General features: G+C 64.2%; 9 protein-coding genes. 7 read left to right on the top strand and 2 right to left on the bottom strand.

The window, feature by feature from the left end:
• Positions 1 to 450: 450 nt before the first annotated feature.
• Positions 451 to 2784 (bottom strand): bifunctional diguanylate cyclase/phosphodiesterase, encoded by a 2334-nt coding sequence (locus KHO23_RS24955; RefSeq protein ID WP_211614081.1) that lies wholly within the window; start codon positions 2782 to 2784, stop codon positions 451 to 453.
• A 110-nt stretch (positions 2785 to 2894) separates the two neighbouring features.
• Complete coding sequence (locus KHO23_RS24950) at positions 2895 to 4040, bottom strand: GGDEF domain-containing protein (protein WP_211614079.1); 1146 nt, start codon at positions 4038 to 4040, stop codon at positions 2895 to 2897.
• A gap of 614 nt (positions 4041 to 4654) precedes the next feature.
• Here KHO23_RS24950 and bcsD point away from each other — a divergent pair.
• From bcsD to KHO23_RS24915, 7 genes are read left to right on the top strand one after another with little or no spacing between them, the layout of a single operon-like run.
• Positions 4655 to 5110, top strand: a complete 456-nt coding sequence (gene bcsD, locus KHO23_RS24945; protein WP_211614077.1) for a cellulose biosynthesis protein BcsD — start codon at positions 4655 to 4657, stop codon at positions 5108 to 5110.
• A gap of 53 nt (positions 5111 to 5163) precedes the next feature.
• A complete protein-coding gene (gene bcsP / locus KHO23_RS24940) occupies positions 5164 to 6096 on the top strand; it encodes a cellulose biosynthesis protein BcsP (RefSeq protein WP_211614075.1) in 933 nt (310 codons plus the stop codon).
• Complete coding sequence (gene bcsQ / locus KHO23_RS24935; RefSeq protein WP_211614073.1) at positions 6093 to 6881, top strand: cellulose biosynthesis protein BcsQ; 789 nt, start codon at positions 6093 to 6095, stop codon at positions 6879 to 6881. Before bcsP ends, bcsQ begins: the two co-directional genes overlap by 4 nt.
• Entirely contained in the window at positions 6878 to 9082 is a 2205-nt protein-coding gene (gene bcsA / locus KHO23_RS24930) for a UDP-forming cellulose synthase catalytic subunit (protein ID WP_211614071.1), read from the top strand. The genes bcsQ and bcsA overlap by 4 nt, the downstream gene beginning before the upstream one ends.
• A 3-nt stretch (positions 9083 to 9085) precedes the next feature.
• Positions 9086 to 11671 carry a cellulose biosynthesis cyclic di-GMP-binding regulatory protein BcsB gene (gene bcsB / locus KHO23_RS24925; RefSeq protein WP_211614069.1) on the top strand — a complete coding sequence of 862 codons (2586 nt, stop codon included), beginning with the start codon at positions 9086 to 9088 and terminating at the stop codon, positions 11669 to 11671.
• Positions 11672 to 11681: 10 nt separating this feature from the next.
• Complete coding sequence (gene bcsZ, locus KHO23_RS24920; RefSeq protein ID WP_211614067.1) at positions 11682 to 12884, top strand: cellulose synthase complex periplasmic endoglucanase BcsZ; 1203 nt, start codon at positions 11682 to 11684, stop codon at positions 12882 to 12884.
• Positions 12875 to 17671 (top strand): cellulose synthase subunit BcsC-related outer membrane protein, encoded by a 4797-nt coding sequence (locus KHO23_RS24915; RefSeq protein WP_211614065.1) that lies wholly within the window; start codon positions 12875 to 12877, stop codon positions 17669 to 17671. The genes bcsZ and KHO23_RS24915 overlap by 10 nt, the downstream gene beginning before the upstream one ends.
• Positions 17672 to 17905 lie beyond the last annotated feature (234 nt).

Below are 17905 nucleotides of genomic sequence, written 5' to 3'. Positions count from 1 at the left end.
TCGCGGATGGGTTTGCCTGGGAAACCTTGGGGCTTCGGTTACGCGCAGCGGGGGCCATCGCGGCGCGGTGTCGGCTGCGTTAGCAGGGGCGACGCATCGACGAGCCACGATCGCGAGAAAAATGCGAGCGCCAAACGCAGAGCATGGTTTTATGAGGCGCCGCTTCGGCGCGCGCAGCGCCGCCGGAAGAATGACTGCCTTGTCACCGGGGCTGAATGTGCGAGGGCACCGATTCCAGATGCACCACTACCTCCTCCAAGCCAGGGGACCCGCTTAATAGTTAGCGGTTTGAGCCGCTTTCTTTTGCCTACTTTTCTTTGCGGCATGCAAAGAAAAGTAGGTGCCCCCCCGCACAGGGGGAACGCTAATAAACCAATAAGAATTCAAGGAAAGGCCAACGCCATAAAACCCCAGACAAACAAGCGCCGCGCAGGCAAAAAAAACCAAACCTTAATCCCCCGCCGGCCAAGGCAACCCCACCTCGGCCCAATCCAACTCCACCCCCACAACCGCCCGTTCATTAGCAAACTGCACAGCCAAAGTAACCGCAACACAAGGCCGGCCGCTGGCCAAAGAAAGATAAGGATGACTAGTCACCACAACCCCATGCAACAAAACCGCATTACGAAAATAAGGCCGATGATCCCACCTGGCATCCCGCGGATTCGCCACCGGATGCAGCGAAGCCCCTTCGCCACTCGACGCCGGCCCCGGCACCTCATGCCCGATCTGCCGCCCCGAATCATCGAGAATAAAACAGCTGATACAGCGACCAAACGTCGCCAGAGAAGCAAACGCCTCATCCATCAAAACCCCCGTCAGCAACTGATCGGCGGCCCGCCGCAAAGCAATCCGGTAAGGCTCGACCTCAGACTCGAACAACGCATGCAGATGCGCCCTCCCCTGGGCAATCACATCGAAAGCCTCATCGATCCGCCGATGCACCGACTCCGGCCGCGCAATCTCCGCAGCCGGCCGTCCAAGCAAATACCCCTGCGCGAAATCCACATTCGATTCCACCGCGAGAATCAACTCCTCCGTCGTCTCCACGCCCTCGACGACCACCAGCATCCCCGCCTGATGCAACAGCGAAACGAGCTTCGGCAAGATCGGCTGCTCGGAGCCGTGGCTCGTCGCACGAATCAGTTCGCCGTCGAGCTTGACGATATCCGGCCGGATCCGCAGCAAGCGGTCGAGATTCGATTGACCCGCCCCGAAATCGTCGACGGCGATCAGGAAGCCGTGCTCGCGATACAAAGCCGCGGCGCGCGACATGTCGTCGACACTGCCGCCGTGCGATTCGAGAATCTCAAGAATCACCCGCTCAGGATCGAGCCCAACCGTCCGCACGATCGCGGCGAGCTGATCGGCATAGCCTTCGGCAATGAAGGTGGCCGGCAGAATATTGAGGAACAGCCACGCATCGCCAGGCAGCGACTTGCGCGCATTGGCCAGATGCACGGCATGACTCGCCCGATCGAGCGCGCCTTCGTCGCTGGACGGCTTCGGCGCGAACAGGACAACGGGCGGCACCAGCGTGCCGTCGTCCTGTTCACCGCGCAGCAACGCCTCGAACCCCACCTGCTTCTGATGCGACAAACTGTAGAGCGGCTGGAAGTGGGAGGTCAGGTAATAGTCCTCCCATCGATGCCGTAACGCGGTCAGCCCACCCTCTTCGCGCGCGGCGTCGGCAAGGAGTTGCAGCGTCTCGAGCGGCAAGGCGCGTTCGGCGCACACGCGGTTTCTGCCCGAATGCTTGGCGCGCAGCAAGGCTTCGTCGGCACGGTCGAGCAACACCATGATGCTTTCGCCGCTCCGGTGTTCGGCCACGCCGAAGCTCGCGGTCAGATAGCCGTCCGGCCGCTCGATCGCGGCAATCGCGCCCCGCAGCCGCTCGGCCATCGCCAGCGCGCCAGTCAAGCCGTCGCGCAGCAATACCGCGAATTCCTCGCCGCCGATCCGGCTCACGCTGTCGTCCGCGGAAGTCTCCTCCATCAGTACCTGGGCGACCTCGTACAGCGCGTGGTCGCCGAGCGCGTGGCCGAAACGGTCGTTCAGCGATTTGAAACTGTCGATGTCGAGAAAAATCGCGCTGATCCGCGCACCCGGCGCCATGCTTTCAAGGCGGCGCTCGGCCTGTTTCACAAACGCGCGGCGGTTTTGCAGGCCGGTCAGCGGATCGGTCGCGGCGAGCTGCGCCAGCTGGCTCTCGAGCAGAAAGTGGTTGCGCCGGAACCGGTAAAAGCCAAAGTGAAACACAACGGAAGTCGGCACACCGATCGCCACGACCCACATCCACACAACAACGTCGACGTCATGCGTGCGCGGCTCGCCAATCAGCAAGGCAAGCGCCGCCCCATAGAAAAGCGCGCTGCCGGCAAAGAAATGCAGCGGCGTGAGCCATAGCGGCGCGGCGCAGATCGGGATCACCACCATGGCCGGCAATACCCACAGCAACGGTTGTTCGACGCCGGAGACGTTCAGCGCAAGACCGGCCACCAGCACCAGCGAATACGCGAAGCCGATTGCGCCGAACATCCAGGTCGAGCCGGCGCGTGGAATCGCCATCACCAGCACCGCAAGCACCAGCGCGCAAGCGAGCCGGTAGGCGAGCGGCGTCGCCGGACCGGCAACCATGTTGCGCGCGCCCACGAGACACAGGAACGCCACAACGGTAAACGCCATCGTCACGGTCGACAGTGGACGCTGATGCTCGAGCGATCGTCGATGAAAACGATCTCGCAAACCGGAATCGGACAGGTGCTTCGTTGAGGTGGAAAGCATATTGATAGATATCAGGCTGGCTCCGGTCACTCGGCCAATGTATAACGGCAACCGTCTGACAAATATTTATGCCCCACCCGCAAATAGAATTGCGCCCCGCCCCGTCAGGGCTACGCGGCCATCACGCGATCGCGCCCCGAGGCCTTGGCGGCATACAACGCGCCGTCGGCACGCGCCATCAACTGGGCAAGAGATTCGTCGCGCCGATGCTGGTCCACCCCGACGCTGAAGGTGTATTTCAGCCCGCGCGGCAACTCCGCCGGCGCGGTGGAGGCCAGCCGGACCCGCAGACGATCCATCAATCGCACCGCTTCGGCGCTGCTCGTTGCCGGGCACAGCACACCGAACTCCTCGCCGCCCAACCGCCCGAACACGTCACCGGCCCGCAGGTTGCCGCGGACGAACGCCGCGAAGTGGCTCAACACCTGGTCGCCCGTGGCATGGCCGTAGCGGTCGTTGACCGCTTTAAACGAATCGATGTCGATGATGGCCATGGCCACCGGCAAGCGGGTGTGCAGCGACGCCTCCAGCAGCGCGTCGCCTTCCGCGAGAAACGCGCGACGCGATAACGCGCCGGTCAGATCGTCGACATTGGCAAGCCGCTCGAGCCGCTCGGCGAGGCGATCGTGCGCCAGCATCACGACCCCGATCGAAAGACACGGCGGCGCCAGGATGCCGAGTGCGAGAAAGGCGACATTGCCGGGCGTCACCTGCAGCAAGCTGGTCTGCAGCAGCATGCCGAAGCCGTACATGACACCACGCGAGAGATGCCCCGCGCATAGCAGCACCGACGCTACCGCGAGAAAGTAGTAGCAGTAGCGCGGCCGGTTCGAGGGACGGTCGCGCAACATCATGAAGGCGAGCATCGCATAGAGGAGCGCGTGATACGCCGACGCCACGCTCACGCGGGCGTTGAAGTCGGGCGCGGCAAAGGTCCAGTAAGTCATACCGATCAACACCGCGAGCGCGCCGGCATAGGCCGCCCACGGCCGCGTGCGGCGCCGCAGAAAACGGTGGCAGCCTTCCACCACCAGCAGCAGCGAGACGGCCAGCAGCTCGTTGGCCCCCACGATAGTCAGCCAGCGCGTCGCGTGTCCTTGCAAGGCAAAGGCAAAAAGCGCCACGATCGCGACCGCATTGGCCGAGATCCAGTAGCCGACGCCGGGTATCGCCGCGCGCCATAAGGAACCGAGCACGGCCATCCCCATGGCGCCCGATAAAACCGTAACCGCCAGAATAGTGAGTGGATTGAGCATTGTTGTCTTGAGTCGAGCGGCATTGCTTTGGCGTGCCACGTTCCTGCTGCCTGCGCGACTGGCGTCGATACAGGGTCAGTCGGGCCGCGCAAGGGCGTAGCTTACCGGCCCTGAGCGTAGTTGAGGGCACAACCAGCCGGCGGGAGTCTCCCAGACGCGACCGGTGAAGGCAAATGCGCATCGCATCCACGCCAAGTCAAAGCGTTGCATTTGCCACGAAACGAAACGCTAAAGCAATGGCGAAAACAACGGCGAAAACAACTGCTCACGGAGAAGAAATGGAGTCAATGAGGCCGGTGGCGAGCACGCTCGCAGCAGGCATCCACAGTGGGGAAGCGTGAAAGGCAGTCCAGCAGCAAGAAAATGCATGCGTGTCACGTAAATGATGTGCATCTACGGCAATCGTTTGCGCGTATTACGCAGACGAATGTAAAGTGGCTAAAAGTTAATGTCTTAAGTAGACTCCTGCGAAATGTTGCGGAGAGACTAGACAGTTCGGTAAAAGTAACTGCGGACGCGTGCAACGCGCGGCCTTCTGTAACGCTTTCACTTGCATTCGACCGTCGGCACCCGTTTTCATATACGGCTGAAGCAACGGCCATTTCCCGGAAAATATGGTCCCAATTCTCGATTACCTGCTGGAACGCCAGATCTCGCCACAATGGCGTGGCATGCTGACTGCATTGGCAACGGAGTTCGAAGCGCAGATCGGTCGCGACGAACTGCGCCAACTGATGTATCGCGTCGGCTGCCGTTTTGCCGCGGCGCACCAATTGCCCGCTTGCGGTTCGACGGCGGAACTCGCTCAGGCGCTGAATCTGGTCTGGCATGGCATGGATTGGGGCTACGTCGAGTTGTCCGACGAAACCGACTCTCTGCGCATCGTGCATTACTGTGCGCCGCTGCAGGCGTTCGGCAACACAGCGCTCGCATGGACCCCGGCGTTTCTCGAAGGCGTCTATCAGACCTGGTTAAGCGCGTTGGGCGCAGAGGGCCTGTCGGTCGCGCAAACGAGCGAATATGGCACGGACACCGCGATCGAGTTCCGGCTGGGCCGGCATCGTATTTGAGCGGCAGGTGGATGGATCGGGGTAAGGGAAGTCATGGAAGAGACGGCGGCATTATGAGTTCATCGAGCGACATCGAGAAACTATTCGATCATTTTGGCGGCGACGCCAACGCGTATCAGGAAATCGGCCGCGAAAACGAAGCGCGTTCGGCGCGCACACGTTGGCCGCTGCTGGTGACGCTGGATCTGACGCAGCCGGCCATTCCCGCAATCGGGCAACCCCGCGCGGCCGTTAGCGAGGCCTTGGCGCAAAACGAGGCGCCGGCTGCCGATCGTCAGGACACGACGCCCAAAGACACCGCCTCGGTCACGCGCGCGAGGGCGCCGCTGTTTACCCGGTCGCATCGGCGGGACATTCCGCCGGTCGTCGTCGCCGCTCAGCAGGCCGCGCCGGCCGGCGCTTCGCGTTTCGGCGCGCCCGAAGCGAACGATCATGCTGCGCAGCGAACAGCCCAGGCAGGAGAAGCAGCGCAGGCCGCACAAGCAGCGCCAGCCGCGGCACGGATCGACGTGATGACGTCACGCACCGAGATCCCCGCCGCGACACCACGCGCCGTGGACCCGGCGGCAGTCTCCGCACCCGCACCTTCGGCGGTCTTTGCACCCGTGCCCTCGCCGGTCTTCGCACCTGCACCGGCACCCATTGCGCCCGTCTCTGCACCCGTACCTTCGCCGGCTTTTGCATTCGCCGCGACGCCGGTCTTTGCAACCGCCCCGGCGCCGGTCGCCGCACCCGCATGGGCCCAGGCGCCCGCCGCGCCGAAGCCACCTGCTTCGATCCTCGGCAAACTGTTCGCCCCTGAACCCGCACTCGCGCCGCCGCAACCGGCCGGCCGCCCAGGCGAATCCGCACCGCTGCAATCGGTCTTCGACCGTCTGCGCGGCACGCCCGCTCAAACGGCCGCCGCGCCGCCGGCCGTCGCCCCCCGGGCCGCCACGCCTGCCGCCTCCAATTCGTGGCTGGTCAACGGCCCTCGTCGCTCATGAAAGTCATTGCGGTCGTGTCCGCCAAAGGCGGGGTCGGTAAAACCACCCTGGCCGCCAATCTCGCCTCCGTGCTGGCCGCCAGCGGCCGGCGCGTAATCGCCCTCGACCTCGATCCGCAGAACGCGCTGCGTCTGCATTTCGGCGTGCCGCTCGACAGCATCGACGGTTTGTCGCGCGCCACGTTGATGGGCGATCCATGGCAATCGGTGATGTTCGACGGCATAGACGGCGTGACCGTGCTGCCCTATGGCGCACTGATCGAAGACGACCGCCGCCGTTTCGAAGCGCATATCGACCAGCAACCAGGCTGGCTCGCGCAGTCGCTGCAAACGCTGCGGCTCGACGAGTCCGACATCGTTATCGTCGATACGCCGCCGGGCTCGTCCGTGTATGTACGCACTGCGTTGTTCGCGGCCACCTTCGCGCTGAACGTGGTGCTCGCCGACGCCGCTTCGTACGCGGCCATTCCGTTAATGGAAAGACTGATTGAAACGTATGCGGCGCCGCGCTCCGAGTTCGGTGGTGAAGGCTACGTGATCAACCAGATCGACCAGTCACGCCAGTTGACCAAAGACGTCCTCAAGGTCCTGCGCCAGATGCTCGGCGGCAAACTCTTCCCGGGCGTGATCCATATGGATGAAGGCGTGAGCGAAGCGCTCGCGTGCGACACCACGCTCATTCACTACGATCCACTCAGCCAGGCATCCGCGGATTTCCGCTCGTGCGGCAACTGGCTCATGACGGCGGTCGATGCGATCGCCGTTTCGCCGAGGAACGTCGCATGAGTACGCCTTCTACAGAGAGCCTCGAGGGCGCCGAGCCATCGCGGCTCGACCGCTTCGTCGACGCACGTTTCTGGAACAGCCGGATCGTAACGGGCCTGATCACGCTGTTCGCGCTGATGATGCTGTATTTCGTGTTCACGGTGCCGCTCGCGTTCTACGAGCAACTGACATTCGCGACCTGCTGCTTCATCACCGCCCTGCTGTTCCGCCGCCAGCCAGGCCGTTACGCGACGATGGTGATGATCATGCTCTCGGTGGTCACCTCGGGCCGCTATATGTACTGGCGCCTGACCTCGACCACTTACTGGGAACATCCGCTCGACGCCGCGTGGGGCCTGCTTCTGGTTTCGGCCGAAGTCTATTCGACCATCGTGCTGATGCTCGGCTACTTCCAGACCGCCTGGCCGCTCAAACGCAAGCCGATGCCGCTGCCCGCTTCGCGCGACCAGTGGCCGAGCGTCGATGTGTTCATCCCGACTTACAACGAGCCGCTCTCGGTGGTGAAGCCGACCATCTACGCCGCGCTCGCGCTCGACTATCCGGCCGACAAGATTGCGATCCACGTGCTCGACGACGGCCGCCGCCCCGAGTTCAAGGCGTTCTGCGAGGAAGTCGGCGTCAACTGGACGATCCGCACGCACAACCGCCACGCGAAAGCCGGCAATATCAATGAAGCCCTGAAGATCACCCAGGGTGAATACCTCGCGATCTTCGACTGCGATCACATTCCGACCCGCTCGTTCCTGCAGATCGGCCTCGGCTGGTTCCTGCGCGACAAGCTGCTGTCGATGCTGCAAACGCCGCACCACTTCTTCTCCGCCGATCCGTTCGAACGCAATCTCGGCACCTTCCGCAAGGTGCCGAACGAAGGCGAACTGTTTTACGGTCTCGTGCAGGACGGCAACGATCTGTGGAACGCGACTTTCTTCTGCGGTTCATGCGCATTGCTGCGCCGGACCATGGTCGAAGAGATCGGCGGCATCGCCGTGGAAACGGTCACGGAAGACGCGCACACCGCGTTGAAGCTGCACCGCCTCGGCTACACCACCGCGTATCTGGCGATTCCGCAGGCGGCGGGTCTCGCCACCGAAAGCCTCTCCGGCCACATCGGCCAGCGGATTCGCTGGGCACGCGGCATGACGCAGATTTTCCGGATCGACAATCCGCTGACCGGCAAGGGTCTGAAAATCGGCCAGCGGCTCTGTTATCTGAACGCGATGATGCACTTCTTTTACGGCATCCCGCGTCTGGTGTTTCTGACCGCGCCGTTGTCGTATCTGTTCTTCGGCGCGCACGTGATCGAGGCCGCCGCCAGCACGATCGCGATCTACGCCCTGCCGCACATGATGCATGCGAGCATCACCAACTCGCGGATGCAGCGCTCGTTTCGCCACTCGTTCTGGGCCGAAGTCTACGAATCGGTGCTGGCGTCGTACATCACCGCGCCTACGCTGCTCGCGCTGATCAACCCGAAGCTCGGCAAGTTCAACGTGACAGCCAAGGGCGGCCAGATCGAGAAGAACTACTTCGACTGGGCGATCTCGCGGCCGTATCTGTTCCTGCTGTTGCTGAACCTGATCGGCTTTGTCGTGGGTATCGTGCATATCTATCTGAACTGGCACACCCGCAGCGTGGTGAACACGACCATCCTGAACCTCGGCTGGACCACCTACAACATGCTGATTCTCGGCGCGAGCGTGGCCGCGGCGAGCGAGCGCCGGCAGATTCGCGCCGTGCACCGCGTGGCAATGCAGATGCCGGTGATGCTGAAGTTCTCGACCGGCCGCACGCTCGCCTGCGAAACCATCGACTACTCGGAAGGCGGCGTCGGCGTGGCGCTGCCGGGCAAAATCCAGGTGCCGATGCACGAACGCGTGACCGTCTCGCTGTTTCGCGGCGACGAGGAATACGCCTTCCCGGCCACGGTCGGTTTCACGGAGCCGGGCCGCGTGGGCCTGCGCTTCTCGGCGCTGACGCGAGAGCAGGAATACGAGTTCGTCAAGACCACCTTCGCGCGCGCTGACGCGTGGACCGGCTGGGCCGAAGGGCGCCAGCAGGACACGCCGTTGCGCGGTCTGTCGCATGTGCTGACGGTCGGCGCGCGCGGCATTGTGGGTCTTTTCGAGCATCTTTATGCCGACCTTCGAAGCTCGATGAAAAGCCGTCCGGCGGACGTCAAGAAGCTAAAAACTAAAGACTGATCTATGGGCAACAGGATGGCGAAGTCAAACGTCGAACGCTCGAATCACGAGCGCAGTGCGATGGAAGCGGAGACGCGTCTGTCTGGACGCTCCCGCTCGCAACGGTTGACGCGCGGGCTTGCCTGCTGGCTCGCGTTGCAGACCGCGCTGGCGGCGCCGCTGGCTTCGGCGGCCGAAGTTGCCGCGGTGGCCATGAGCGGCGCGAGTGCGTCACAAGCCGGCCAGGCGGTCGTGGCCCAGACATCGGCCCAAACATCGGCCCAGGCCGCACCGGGCGCGCGCGTCGCCACCGGCGTGGGCAGCGTGCCCGCGCCGAGCGCGGCCGTCCCTTACGATCCGAACGCAATCGCGCAGGCGCAGCTTGCCACACCCACGCCTGCGCTCGCCGCGTCGTCGGTGAAAGCCTTGGGCATCAGAACGCCGACCACCGCCGAACCGGGCACGCTGGTGCCGGGCGGCCGCCGTCAGACGCTCACGTTCGCCGATCTCGGCGCGCACGACCCGCTGCAACTGCGTGGCACGGACGGCCAGAACGGCGTCGCGTTCTCCGTGCGCGGCGACGAAGTGGTGACCGGCGCGATCCTGCATCTGGTGTATAGCTACTCGCCCGCGCTGCTCGCGAATATCTCCCAGCTGAAAGTGCTGGTGAACGGCGAAGTGGCCGCGACGCTGCCCGTGCCGCATGAACAGGCCGGCATGCTGGTGGCGCGCGACGTTTCGATCGATCCGCGTTTCATCACCGAATTCAACCACCTGAACGTGCAGTTGATCGGCCACTACACCACAAGCTGCGAAGACCCGGCGAATTCCTCGCTGTGGGCCACCGTCAGCAATGCGAGTTCGCTCGATCTGACCTATGCGTCGCTCGCCAGCAAGCCGGACCTGGCGGCATTGCCACAGCCGTTCTTCGACCGCCGCGACGTGCGCCGTCTCGAGCTGCCGTTCGTGTTCCCGCAAAAACCCGGCGCCGCGACGCTCGAAGCGGGCGGCATCGTCGCCTCATGGTTCGGCGCGCTCGCCGGCTATCGCGGCGCGGTTTTTCCGGCGCAGCAGGATAACGCACCGTTGTCGGGTAACGCGGTAGTGTTCGCAACCGACGACCAGCGCCCGGCCGGCGTGACGATTCCGGCGATTTCCGGCCCGACGATCGCCGTGGTGGATCGTCAAGCGCCGGCGCGCGGCAAGCTGCTGCTCGTGCTCGGCCGCACCGAAGCCGAACTGAAAACCGCCGCCAGGGCACTCGGCATCGGCCAGAACACGCTGACCGGTCCGAGCGCGACGATCACGCAACTGAACGAACTCGCGCCGCGCGCGCCGTACGACGCGCCGAACTGGCTACCCACTAACCGCCCGGTGCGTTTCGGCGAGCTCGCCGACCCGCGCGACCTGACCGTGTCCGGTTACGACGCCGACGCCGTGCGCGTGAATCTGCGCGTGCCACCCGATCTGTTCATGTGGCACACCAAGGGCGCGCCGATCGATCTGCGCTACCGCTACACGGTGCGCCCGCTGCGGGACCGTTCGTCGCTGAACGTCAGCGTCAATGACGGGTTCGTGCAGGCTCTGCCGATTCCGGCCGAGTCGGCCTCGGTGTTCGAACTGAGCCATTACTTCGCGCGCGTGTTGCCGGACCAGACCGCAGAAGCGCGCCGCACGATTTATATTCCGCCGCTGCTGCTCACGCCGCGCGCGCAAGTGCGCCTGCACTTCTTTTACGACATTCCGAATACGGGCGAATGTCACGGCCGTCTACTGGACAACGTGGTCGGCGCAATCGATCCGAACTCGACGATCGACCTATCGTCGTTCCCGCATTACATGGCGCTGCCCGACCTGGCGGCATTTGCGAACAGCGGCTTCCCGTTCACGCGGATGGCCGACCTCTCCGAGACCGCGGCGATCCTGCCGGACGAGGCCGATTCCAGCGACTACAGCCTGTACCTGCTGACCATGGGCCGCATGGGGGCATCGACGGGTTACCCGGTGGATGGCGTCACCGTCGGCACGGCCCAGGACGTCGACAGGTACGCCGACAAGGACCTGCTGATTTTCGGCGCGCCGGGCCGTCAACCGCTGTTGCAGCGCTGGGCCAAATCGATGCCGTTCTCCAGCGACGGCGATTCGCGCACTTTCACGCTCTCAGACGTTGTCTTCAAGCTCGAAGACTGGTGGCATGGCGAGCGTGGTGTCGAACGCTCGCCGGCACGCGCCGATCTCACGCTCGTGAGTTCGAACGGCGACGCGCTCCTGAGCGGTTTCGAGTCGCCGCTGCAGAAGAACCGCAGCGCCGTCGCGCTGGTGAGCGCAGCCGGCCAGTCCGACGCCGATCTGTCCGCCGCCCTGCTCGACGCCGACGTGCTGCAGGGAATTCAAGGCGCGATGGCCGTGATTCACGGCCGCACCGTCACCATCACGTCGAACGGCGACGCGTACTATGTCGGCCATCTGTCGCCGCAGGAATATTTGCGCTGGGCGCTGTCGTCGCATCCGCTGTTGCTGATGCTGGGCGGCGTGCTCGCCGCGCTGATCATCGCGGGCCTGTTCTACCGGACGCTGCGTTCGATCGCCGCGCGCCGCCTGAAGGACTGATAGGACTGATATGCGGCATCAAATCAACAAGACATCCGTGGCACTGACGCTCGGGCTGGGCCTGGCTCTCGCTGCGACCGCGAGTTTTGCCAGTATCACCAAGGTGTCCCAGACCACGTCGACGCCGGGCCAGGCGGGTCCATGCAACACCGACTGGCCGGCGTACCGTCTCTTCGTCGAGCGTTTCGTGCAGGCCGATGGCCGCGTGATCGACTACTCGTCGCCACAACTGAAAACCACCTCGGAAGGCCAGTCGTACGGTCTGTTTTTTGCGCTGGTCGCGAACGACCGCGCGACCTTCGACCGCTTGCTCAACTGGACCCGCACCAATCTCGCGGGCAATCAGTTCGACGCGCAAAACGTGCGGCTGCCGTCGTGGCTGTGGGGCAAGAAACCGGACGGCTCGTTCGGCGTGCTCGATCAGAACTCCGCGTCCGATTCCGACCTGTGGATCGCCTACGATCTGCTGCAAGCCGGCCGTCTCTGGCATGAGGCGAGTTATACGCAACTCGGTCAGGCGCTCGCCGCGCAAATCGCTCGCCAGGAAATGACCACGCTGCCCGGCGTCGGCCCGATGCTGCTGCCCGGACCGCAGGGCTTCAGGAATGGCGGCGTGACACGCCTGAATCCGAGCTATCTGCCGTTGCCGGTGTTGCGTGCGCTGGCGAAGGAGATACCGAACGGCCCGTGGGCCAAACTTGCCGACAGTGCTTACAGGCTGATCAAGACCACTGCGCCGCAAGGCTTCGCGCCCGACTGGGCTGCGTGGCAGAACGGCCAGTTCGTGGTCGACCCGAAGGAAGGCGACACCGGCAGCTATGACGCGATCCGCGTCTACCTGTGGGCCGGTCTCGCCTCGCCCGCCGACCCGCTTGCCAAACCCTGGCTCGCGGCGCTTGGCGGCATGCGCGCGAAGGTTGCGCAAACCGGCATCCCGCCCGAGAAGGTTTCGTCGACCACCGGCACGGCGAGCGGCGAAGGACCGTTGAGCTACTGGGGCGCGCTCGCGCCGTACTTCAAGGCGCTCGGCGACGAACGCGGCCTCGGCCTCGCGCGTACCCACCTCGCCGTGCTCGACACCAGCGTACCGGGCCGCGAACCTGTCTATTACGATCGTGTGCTGGGTTTGTTCGGCACCGGATTCATCGACGGCCGCTATCGTTTCGACGAAGCCGGCCGTCTCGTGCCGAGTTGGAGAAATGCATGCGATTGAGCGCCCTCGCGTTTTCATTGCGGTTCGCGCTGAGCCTCACGGCCGTCTGCTGCGTGGCGACGGCTTCGCCTGACGCGTTGGCGCAGGCGTCGAAAGATCCCCTGAACGTGCTGATCGATCAGGGCAAGTACTGGCAATCGCATCACCGCGGCGACCTCGCCGAACAGGCCTGGCAGAAAGTGTTGCGCATCGACCCGAAGCAGCCCGATGCGCTCTACGGCATGGGCATGGTGCTCGCCGACCGCAAGGACGGCGCGGGCGCGCAGCAATATCTGGCGCGCCTGAAAGCAGTTGCGCCGAACTATCCGAATCTGGACGAACTGGGCCGCCGTCTTGGCGAATCGAGCCTGCGTGACCAGACGGTCAACGACGCGCGGCGGCTCGCGCAAAGCGGTCAGAGCGCGAGTGCGGTAGAGGAGTATCAGCGCGCGTTGAACGGCAAGCCGGCCACGCCCGAACTGCAACTCGAGTATTACCAGGCGCTGTCGGCCACGCCGCAAGGCTGGGACCAGGCGCGCCGCGGCCTTGAACAGCTCGCACGCGATAACCCCGACGACCCGCGCTACGCCCTCGCCTACGCCCAGCATCTGACGTATCGCGACGTGACGCGTCGCGACGGTGTCGCGCGGCTGCAGAAACTGGCGGGCGACAGCACGGTCGGCGCGTCGGCGAAAAAGAGCTGGCGGCAGGCGTTATTGTGGCTCGACGCACGCCCTTCCGACGCTGCGTTGTACGAAGCGTATCTGCAAAGCGCACCCGATGACGCCGCGGTCAAGGCGCGCTTCGAGTCGATGGTTCAGCAGGACAAGGCGGCGCGTGATCGCGCCCAGGGAAATGCCGCCGTCGACGCGCGCGGCCGCACCATCGCCGACGGTTTCGCCGCGCTCGATCGCGGCGACCTCGGCACGGCGCGGGCGAAATTTTCGTCAGTACTGGCAAATAGTCCGAACGACACCGACGCGCTCGGCGGCATGGGTATCGCCGCCTTGAAGCAGGAAAAATTCGCCGAAGCCCGCAACTATCTGGAACGTGCTTCGCGCAGCGGCAATCCGGCGCGCTGGAAAACCGCGCTCGATAGCGCGACCTATTGGACCTATACCAGCGACGCCATCGGCGCGCGCAGCAACGGCGAATTCGCGAAGGCGAAGTCGCTGTTCGAACGCGCGATCGCGCTGAATCCGTCCGACGTCACAGCCCAGGTGCTGCTCGGCGAAATGCTGCTGTCGAACGGCGACCCGGTCGGCGCGGAGCAGGCCTACCGGATGGCGCTGCGCCGCCAGGCCGACAATCCCGATGCGATTCGCGGCCTCGTCGGCGCGCTTGCCGCGCAAGGCCGCGGCGACGAAGCGCTGCAATTTGCCAATCAGTTGAACAGCGAACAGCAATCGAAGGCCGGCGGCATCAACCGTCTGCGCGGCGAAGCGCAGGCCGCGCAGGCGCGCGCGGCCGAAGCGCGCGGCGATCTCGGCAGTGCGCGCAGCCTGTTCGAAGACGCGCTGCTGAACGATCCCGACGATCCCTGGCTGCGCCTCGACCTCGCGCGCATTTACGTGCGCCAGGGCGCGGTAGCGAATGCCCGCAGCATGATGGACGGCCTGCTCGCCGCGCATCCCGACATGACCGACGCGCTCTATGCGAGCGCGTTGTTGTCGGCGGAAACGCAGGACTGGGCAGCCGGTCTTGCGCAACTCGAACGGATTCCGGCCGCGCAACGCACCGACGCGATGACGACCTTGCAGCATCGCTTGTGGGTCCATCAACAGGCCGACCTCGCCACGCGGATGGCGCGCAACGGCCAGTCGCAACAAGCGCTGGCGACGTTGCAGGCGGCCGAACCCGTGGCGGGTAACAGCCCCGAACTGATCGGCGTGATCGCCGCGGCGTATCAGCAGGCGGGCGATCCAACCCGCGCGTTGAGTCTCGTGCGCAGCGCGATGAACGCGGCGCCCGGCAACACCGATTTGCTCCTGCAATACGCGGGCATTCTGTCCGCCACCCAGCAGGAAGCCGAACTCGGCATGGTGATGCGGCGGCTTGCAGCGATGCAACTGACGCCGCAGCAGCGCACGGATTTCGGCAACCTGAATCTGGGGATCGTCATCAAGCAATGCGACGCGGTGCGTCAGCGCGGCGACCTTGCCAGCGCTTACGACGTGATCGCGCCGTGGCTTGCGGCGATGCCCGACAACCCCGATCTGCAGGCCGCCCTCGGCCGCCTCTATTCGAGCGCCGGTGACGACCGCAATGCGCTCGCCAGTTACCGCGTCGCGTTGCAGCGCAAGCCGGACGATCTGAACCTGCTGCAGTCGGCCATTTCCGCGGCGGCCGGTGCGAAACAGTTCAGCTACGCCGAATCGCTCGCCAATCAGGCGCTCGCGGCGGCCCCTGGCGATCCGGGCGTGCTGGCGACAGTCGGCCGCATGTATCGCGCCGAAGGCAAGCTGTCGCTCGCGTCGACTTATTTGCAGCGCTCGCTGGTCGCGGCCAATACCCCGCTGATGGCCAATGGGCCACGCGCCAATGCGCCGAGCAACGTGCCGCGTGGCTGGGAAGTCGCAATGCGCCGGATCGGCGCGACGCCGCTGCCGGGCACCAATCCCTTCGAAGGTAAAACCGCCACGATCTCGCCGACCGATGCCGACAACGCCGCGTTGGCCGGCGGCGGCTCCAATGCCGCGCGTGCTTCGCTCCCGTACTCGCAGTCCTCCTTGCCGTCACAGACCGTGCCGAACTATCCGCCGCCTTCACAGCCCGCGCCTTACGTCGCGCCGTATACTGCGCCCGCGCAGCCGTATGCGCCTACCGCCGTGCCTACGGCCGTGCCCAACGTCGCGCCTACCGCCGTTCCCTATAACGCGCCGCGCCCTGGCGCCAACACCGGCGGTTATGGCCAGGAGTCCAACGGGTCGAGCCAGTCGGGCGCGCCGTTGCAGCCGTATCCGGGCCAGGGCCAGACGCAGATGCCGCCCTTGCCACAGGTCCCGCAGCAACAGTACAACCCGGCGTATCCGCAACAGGCCGGTTATCCGCAGCAGGGTGGATACGCTCAACAAGGGCAATACCAGCAGCCGGCGCCTGACGGCTACGCGCCCACGCCGTGGCCGATGTCGCCTGCGGCACGAGAAGCGCAAGCGAATGCCGGTTCGATGCAGCCGCCGCGTTATGCAGGCTCGACTACCGGCACAAAACACCCGGCCGGCAAGAAGACAACTGCGTCGAAGAGCAACCGTAACGCACAAGCCTATGCGCAGGCGCCGTATGGGCAGCAGCAAGGCTATCCGCAGCAGCAACCCTACTACGGCCAGCAGGCTTATCAACCGTACGCGCCGCAACAAGCGGGTTATGCGCAACAGCCCTATCAACCGTATCCGCCGCAGCAGGCTTACGGCCAGCAGCCTTATCAGCCGTATCCGAATCAGGGTTCCGGTTATTACGCGCAGCAACAGCAGCCATACATTCCGCAGCCGCCGACCGGTTATGCGCAAGCCTATTACCCGCAACAACCCGGCGCGAACGGCAACGGCGGCAACTATCCGCAACCGAACGTAGCCAACACGCAGACGCTCGGTGTCGCCGAGGAACTGGCCCAGGTCAATCGCGAGCAGTCGAGCACCGTGTCGGGCGGGATCGTGTTCCGCAATCGCTCGGGAGAAGACGGCCTGTCGACGCTGACGGACATCGAAGCGCCCATTCAAGGGCGTATCAAGGCCGGCAATGGCCACATTGTCGTGACGGCGACGCCGGTTACGCTGGATGCCGGCACTGCCTCGGGCAATTTGTCGACGCTCGCGCGATTTGGCGCGGGGTTATCCAATACCACGTCCGCGGCGGCGGCGGTTGCCGGCAACAACACCTATGGCAGCCAGACCGCCAGCGGCGTGGGACTGTCGCTCGGCTACGAAGGCCGCAGCTTTAGCGGCGATGTCGGTGTAACGCCGCTCGGCTTCCCCGAGAAGACTGTCGTAGGCGGCCTGCAATATAACGGCGGCATTACCGATAAGGTGTCGTATTCGCTGGCGGTTGCGCGCCGCGCGGTGACTGACAGCCTGCTGTCGTATGCCGGCGCGCGCGATTCGGGTTCGGGCCTCGAGTGGGGCGGCGTCACGTCCAACGGCGGCCTCGCCAGCCTTGCATGGGATGACGGCACCAGCGGCCTGTACGTGAACGCCGCCTATCAGCACTACGAGGGCTATAACGTCGCAAGCAATAACGCAGTCAAAGGCGGCGGTGGCATCTACACGCGTCTGTTCAAGGATGCGGATCAGACGCTGACTATCGGTGTGAACACGACACTGATGGCCTATAACAAGAATCTGTCCTACTTCACCTATGGTCAGGGTGGGTACTTCAGTCCGCAACAGTATGTGATCCTGAATCTTCCGGTGGAATGGGCTGGGCGTAATGGCGCGTTTACCTACGACTTGAAGGGGTCGATCGGTGTCCAGCACTATCGGCAGGATCAGTCGAACTACTTCCCGCTCAATGATGGTTCCAAGCGCCAGAGCGATGCGGCGGCGCAAGCCAAAAAGCTCGGCTCGGGTCTGGATAGTGGTGCGGTTTATCCTGGGCAGAGTAAGACCGGGGTTTCTTATTCGCTTAGCGCAGTGGGGGAATATCAACTTGCGCCGCAGTTGGCGTTTGGGGCGACTGCGTCGCTCGGGAATGCTTATGAGTATCGGGAGTGGCTTGCTGCGGTTTATGTGCGGTATAGCTTTAGTAAGCAGACGGGGTTGCAGCCGTTTCCGCCTGTGCCGTTGAGTTCGCCGTATTTGTCGTTGTCGAATTAGGGGGTTTTTTTGCCTGTGTGGCGCTTTGTTTGGGTGTGGTTTTTTTTGGTGTTGGCGTTTTCTTGTTTTGTTAGTGGTCTATTTGCGTTCCCCCTGTGCGGGGGGCACCTACTTTTCTTTGCATGCCGCAAAGAAAAGCAACCGTATTGGAAGTCAAGCGGCGAACAGGTGCTCAAGGTAGCAAGTGTCAGAGGCAGGGAGCATTTTGCGCGCATGAGTCGTCCTCGCGACCGG

The organism is Paraburkholderia haematera, assembly GCF_905220975.1.
GTDB classification, from domain to species: domain Bacteria; phylum Pseudomonadota; class Gammaproteobacteria; order Burkholderiales; family Burkholderiaceae; genus Paraburkholderia; species Paraburkholderia haematera.
This window is presented reverse-complemented; position numbering and strand designations above follow the sequence as displayed.

Coding starts and splice junctions, on each gene's coding strand:
- KHO23_RS24955 (WP_211614081.1), bottom strand. CDS start 2,784: ATGCTTTCCACCTCAACGAAGCACCTGTCCGATTCCGGTTTGCGAGAT.
- KHO23_RS24950 (WP_211614079.1), bottom strand. CDS start 4,040: ATGCTCAATCCACTCACTATTCTGGCGGTTACGGTTTTATCGGGCGCC.
- bcsD (WP_211614077.1), top strand. CDS start 4,655: ATGGTCCCAATTCTCGATTACCTGCTGGAACGCCAGATCTCGCCACAA.
- bcsP (WP_211614075.1), top strand. CDS start 5,164: ATGAGTTCATCGAGCGACATCGAGAAACTATTCGATCATTTTGGCGGC.
- bcsQ (WP_211614073.1), top strand. CDS start 6,093: ATGAAAGTCATTGCGGTCGTGTCCGCCAAAGGCGGGGTCGGTAAAACC.
- bcsA (WP_211614071.1), top strand. CDS start 6,878: ATGAGTACGCCTTCTACAGAGAGCCTCGAGGGCGCCGAGCCATCGCGG.
- bcsB (WP_211614069.1), top strand. CDS start 9,086: ATGGGCAACAGGATGGCGAAGTCAAACGTCGAACGCTCGAATCACGAG.
- bcsZ (WP_211614067.1), top strand. CDS start 11,682: ATGCGGCATCAAATCAACAAGACATCCGTGGCACTGACGCTCGGGCTG.
- KHO23_RS24915 (WP_211614065.1), top strand. CDS start 12,875: ATGCGATTGAGCGCCCTCGCGTTTTCATTGCGGTTCGCGCTGAGCCTC.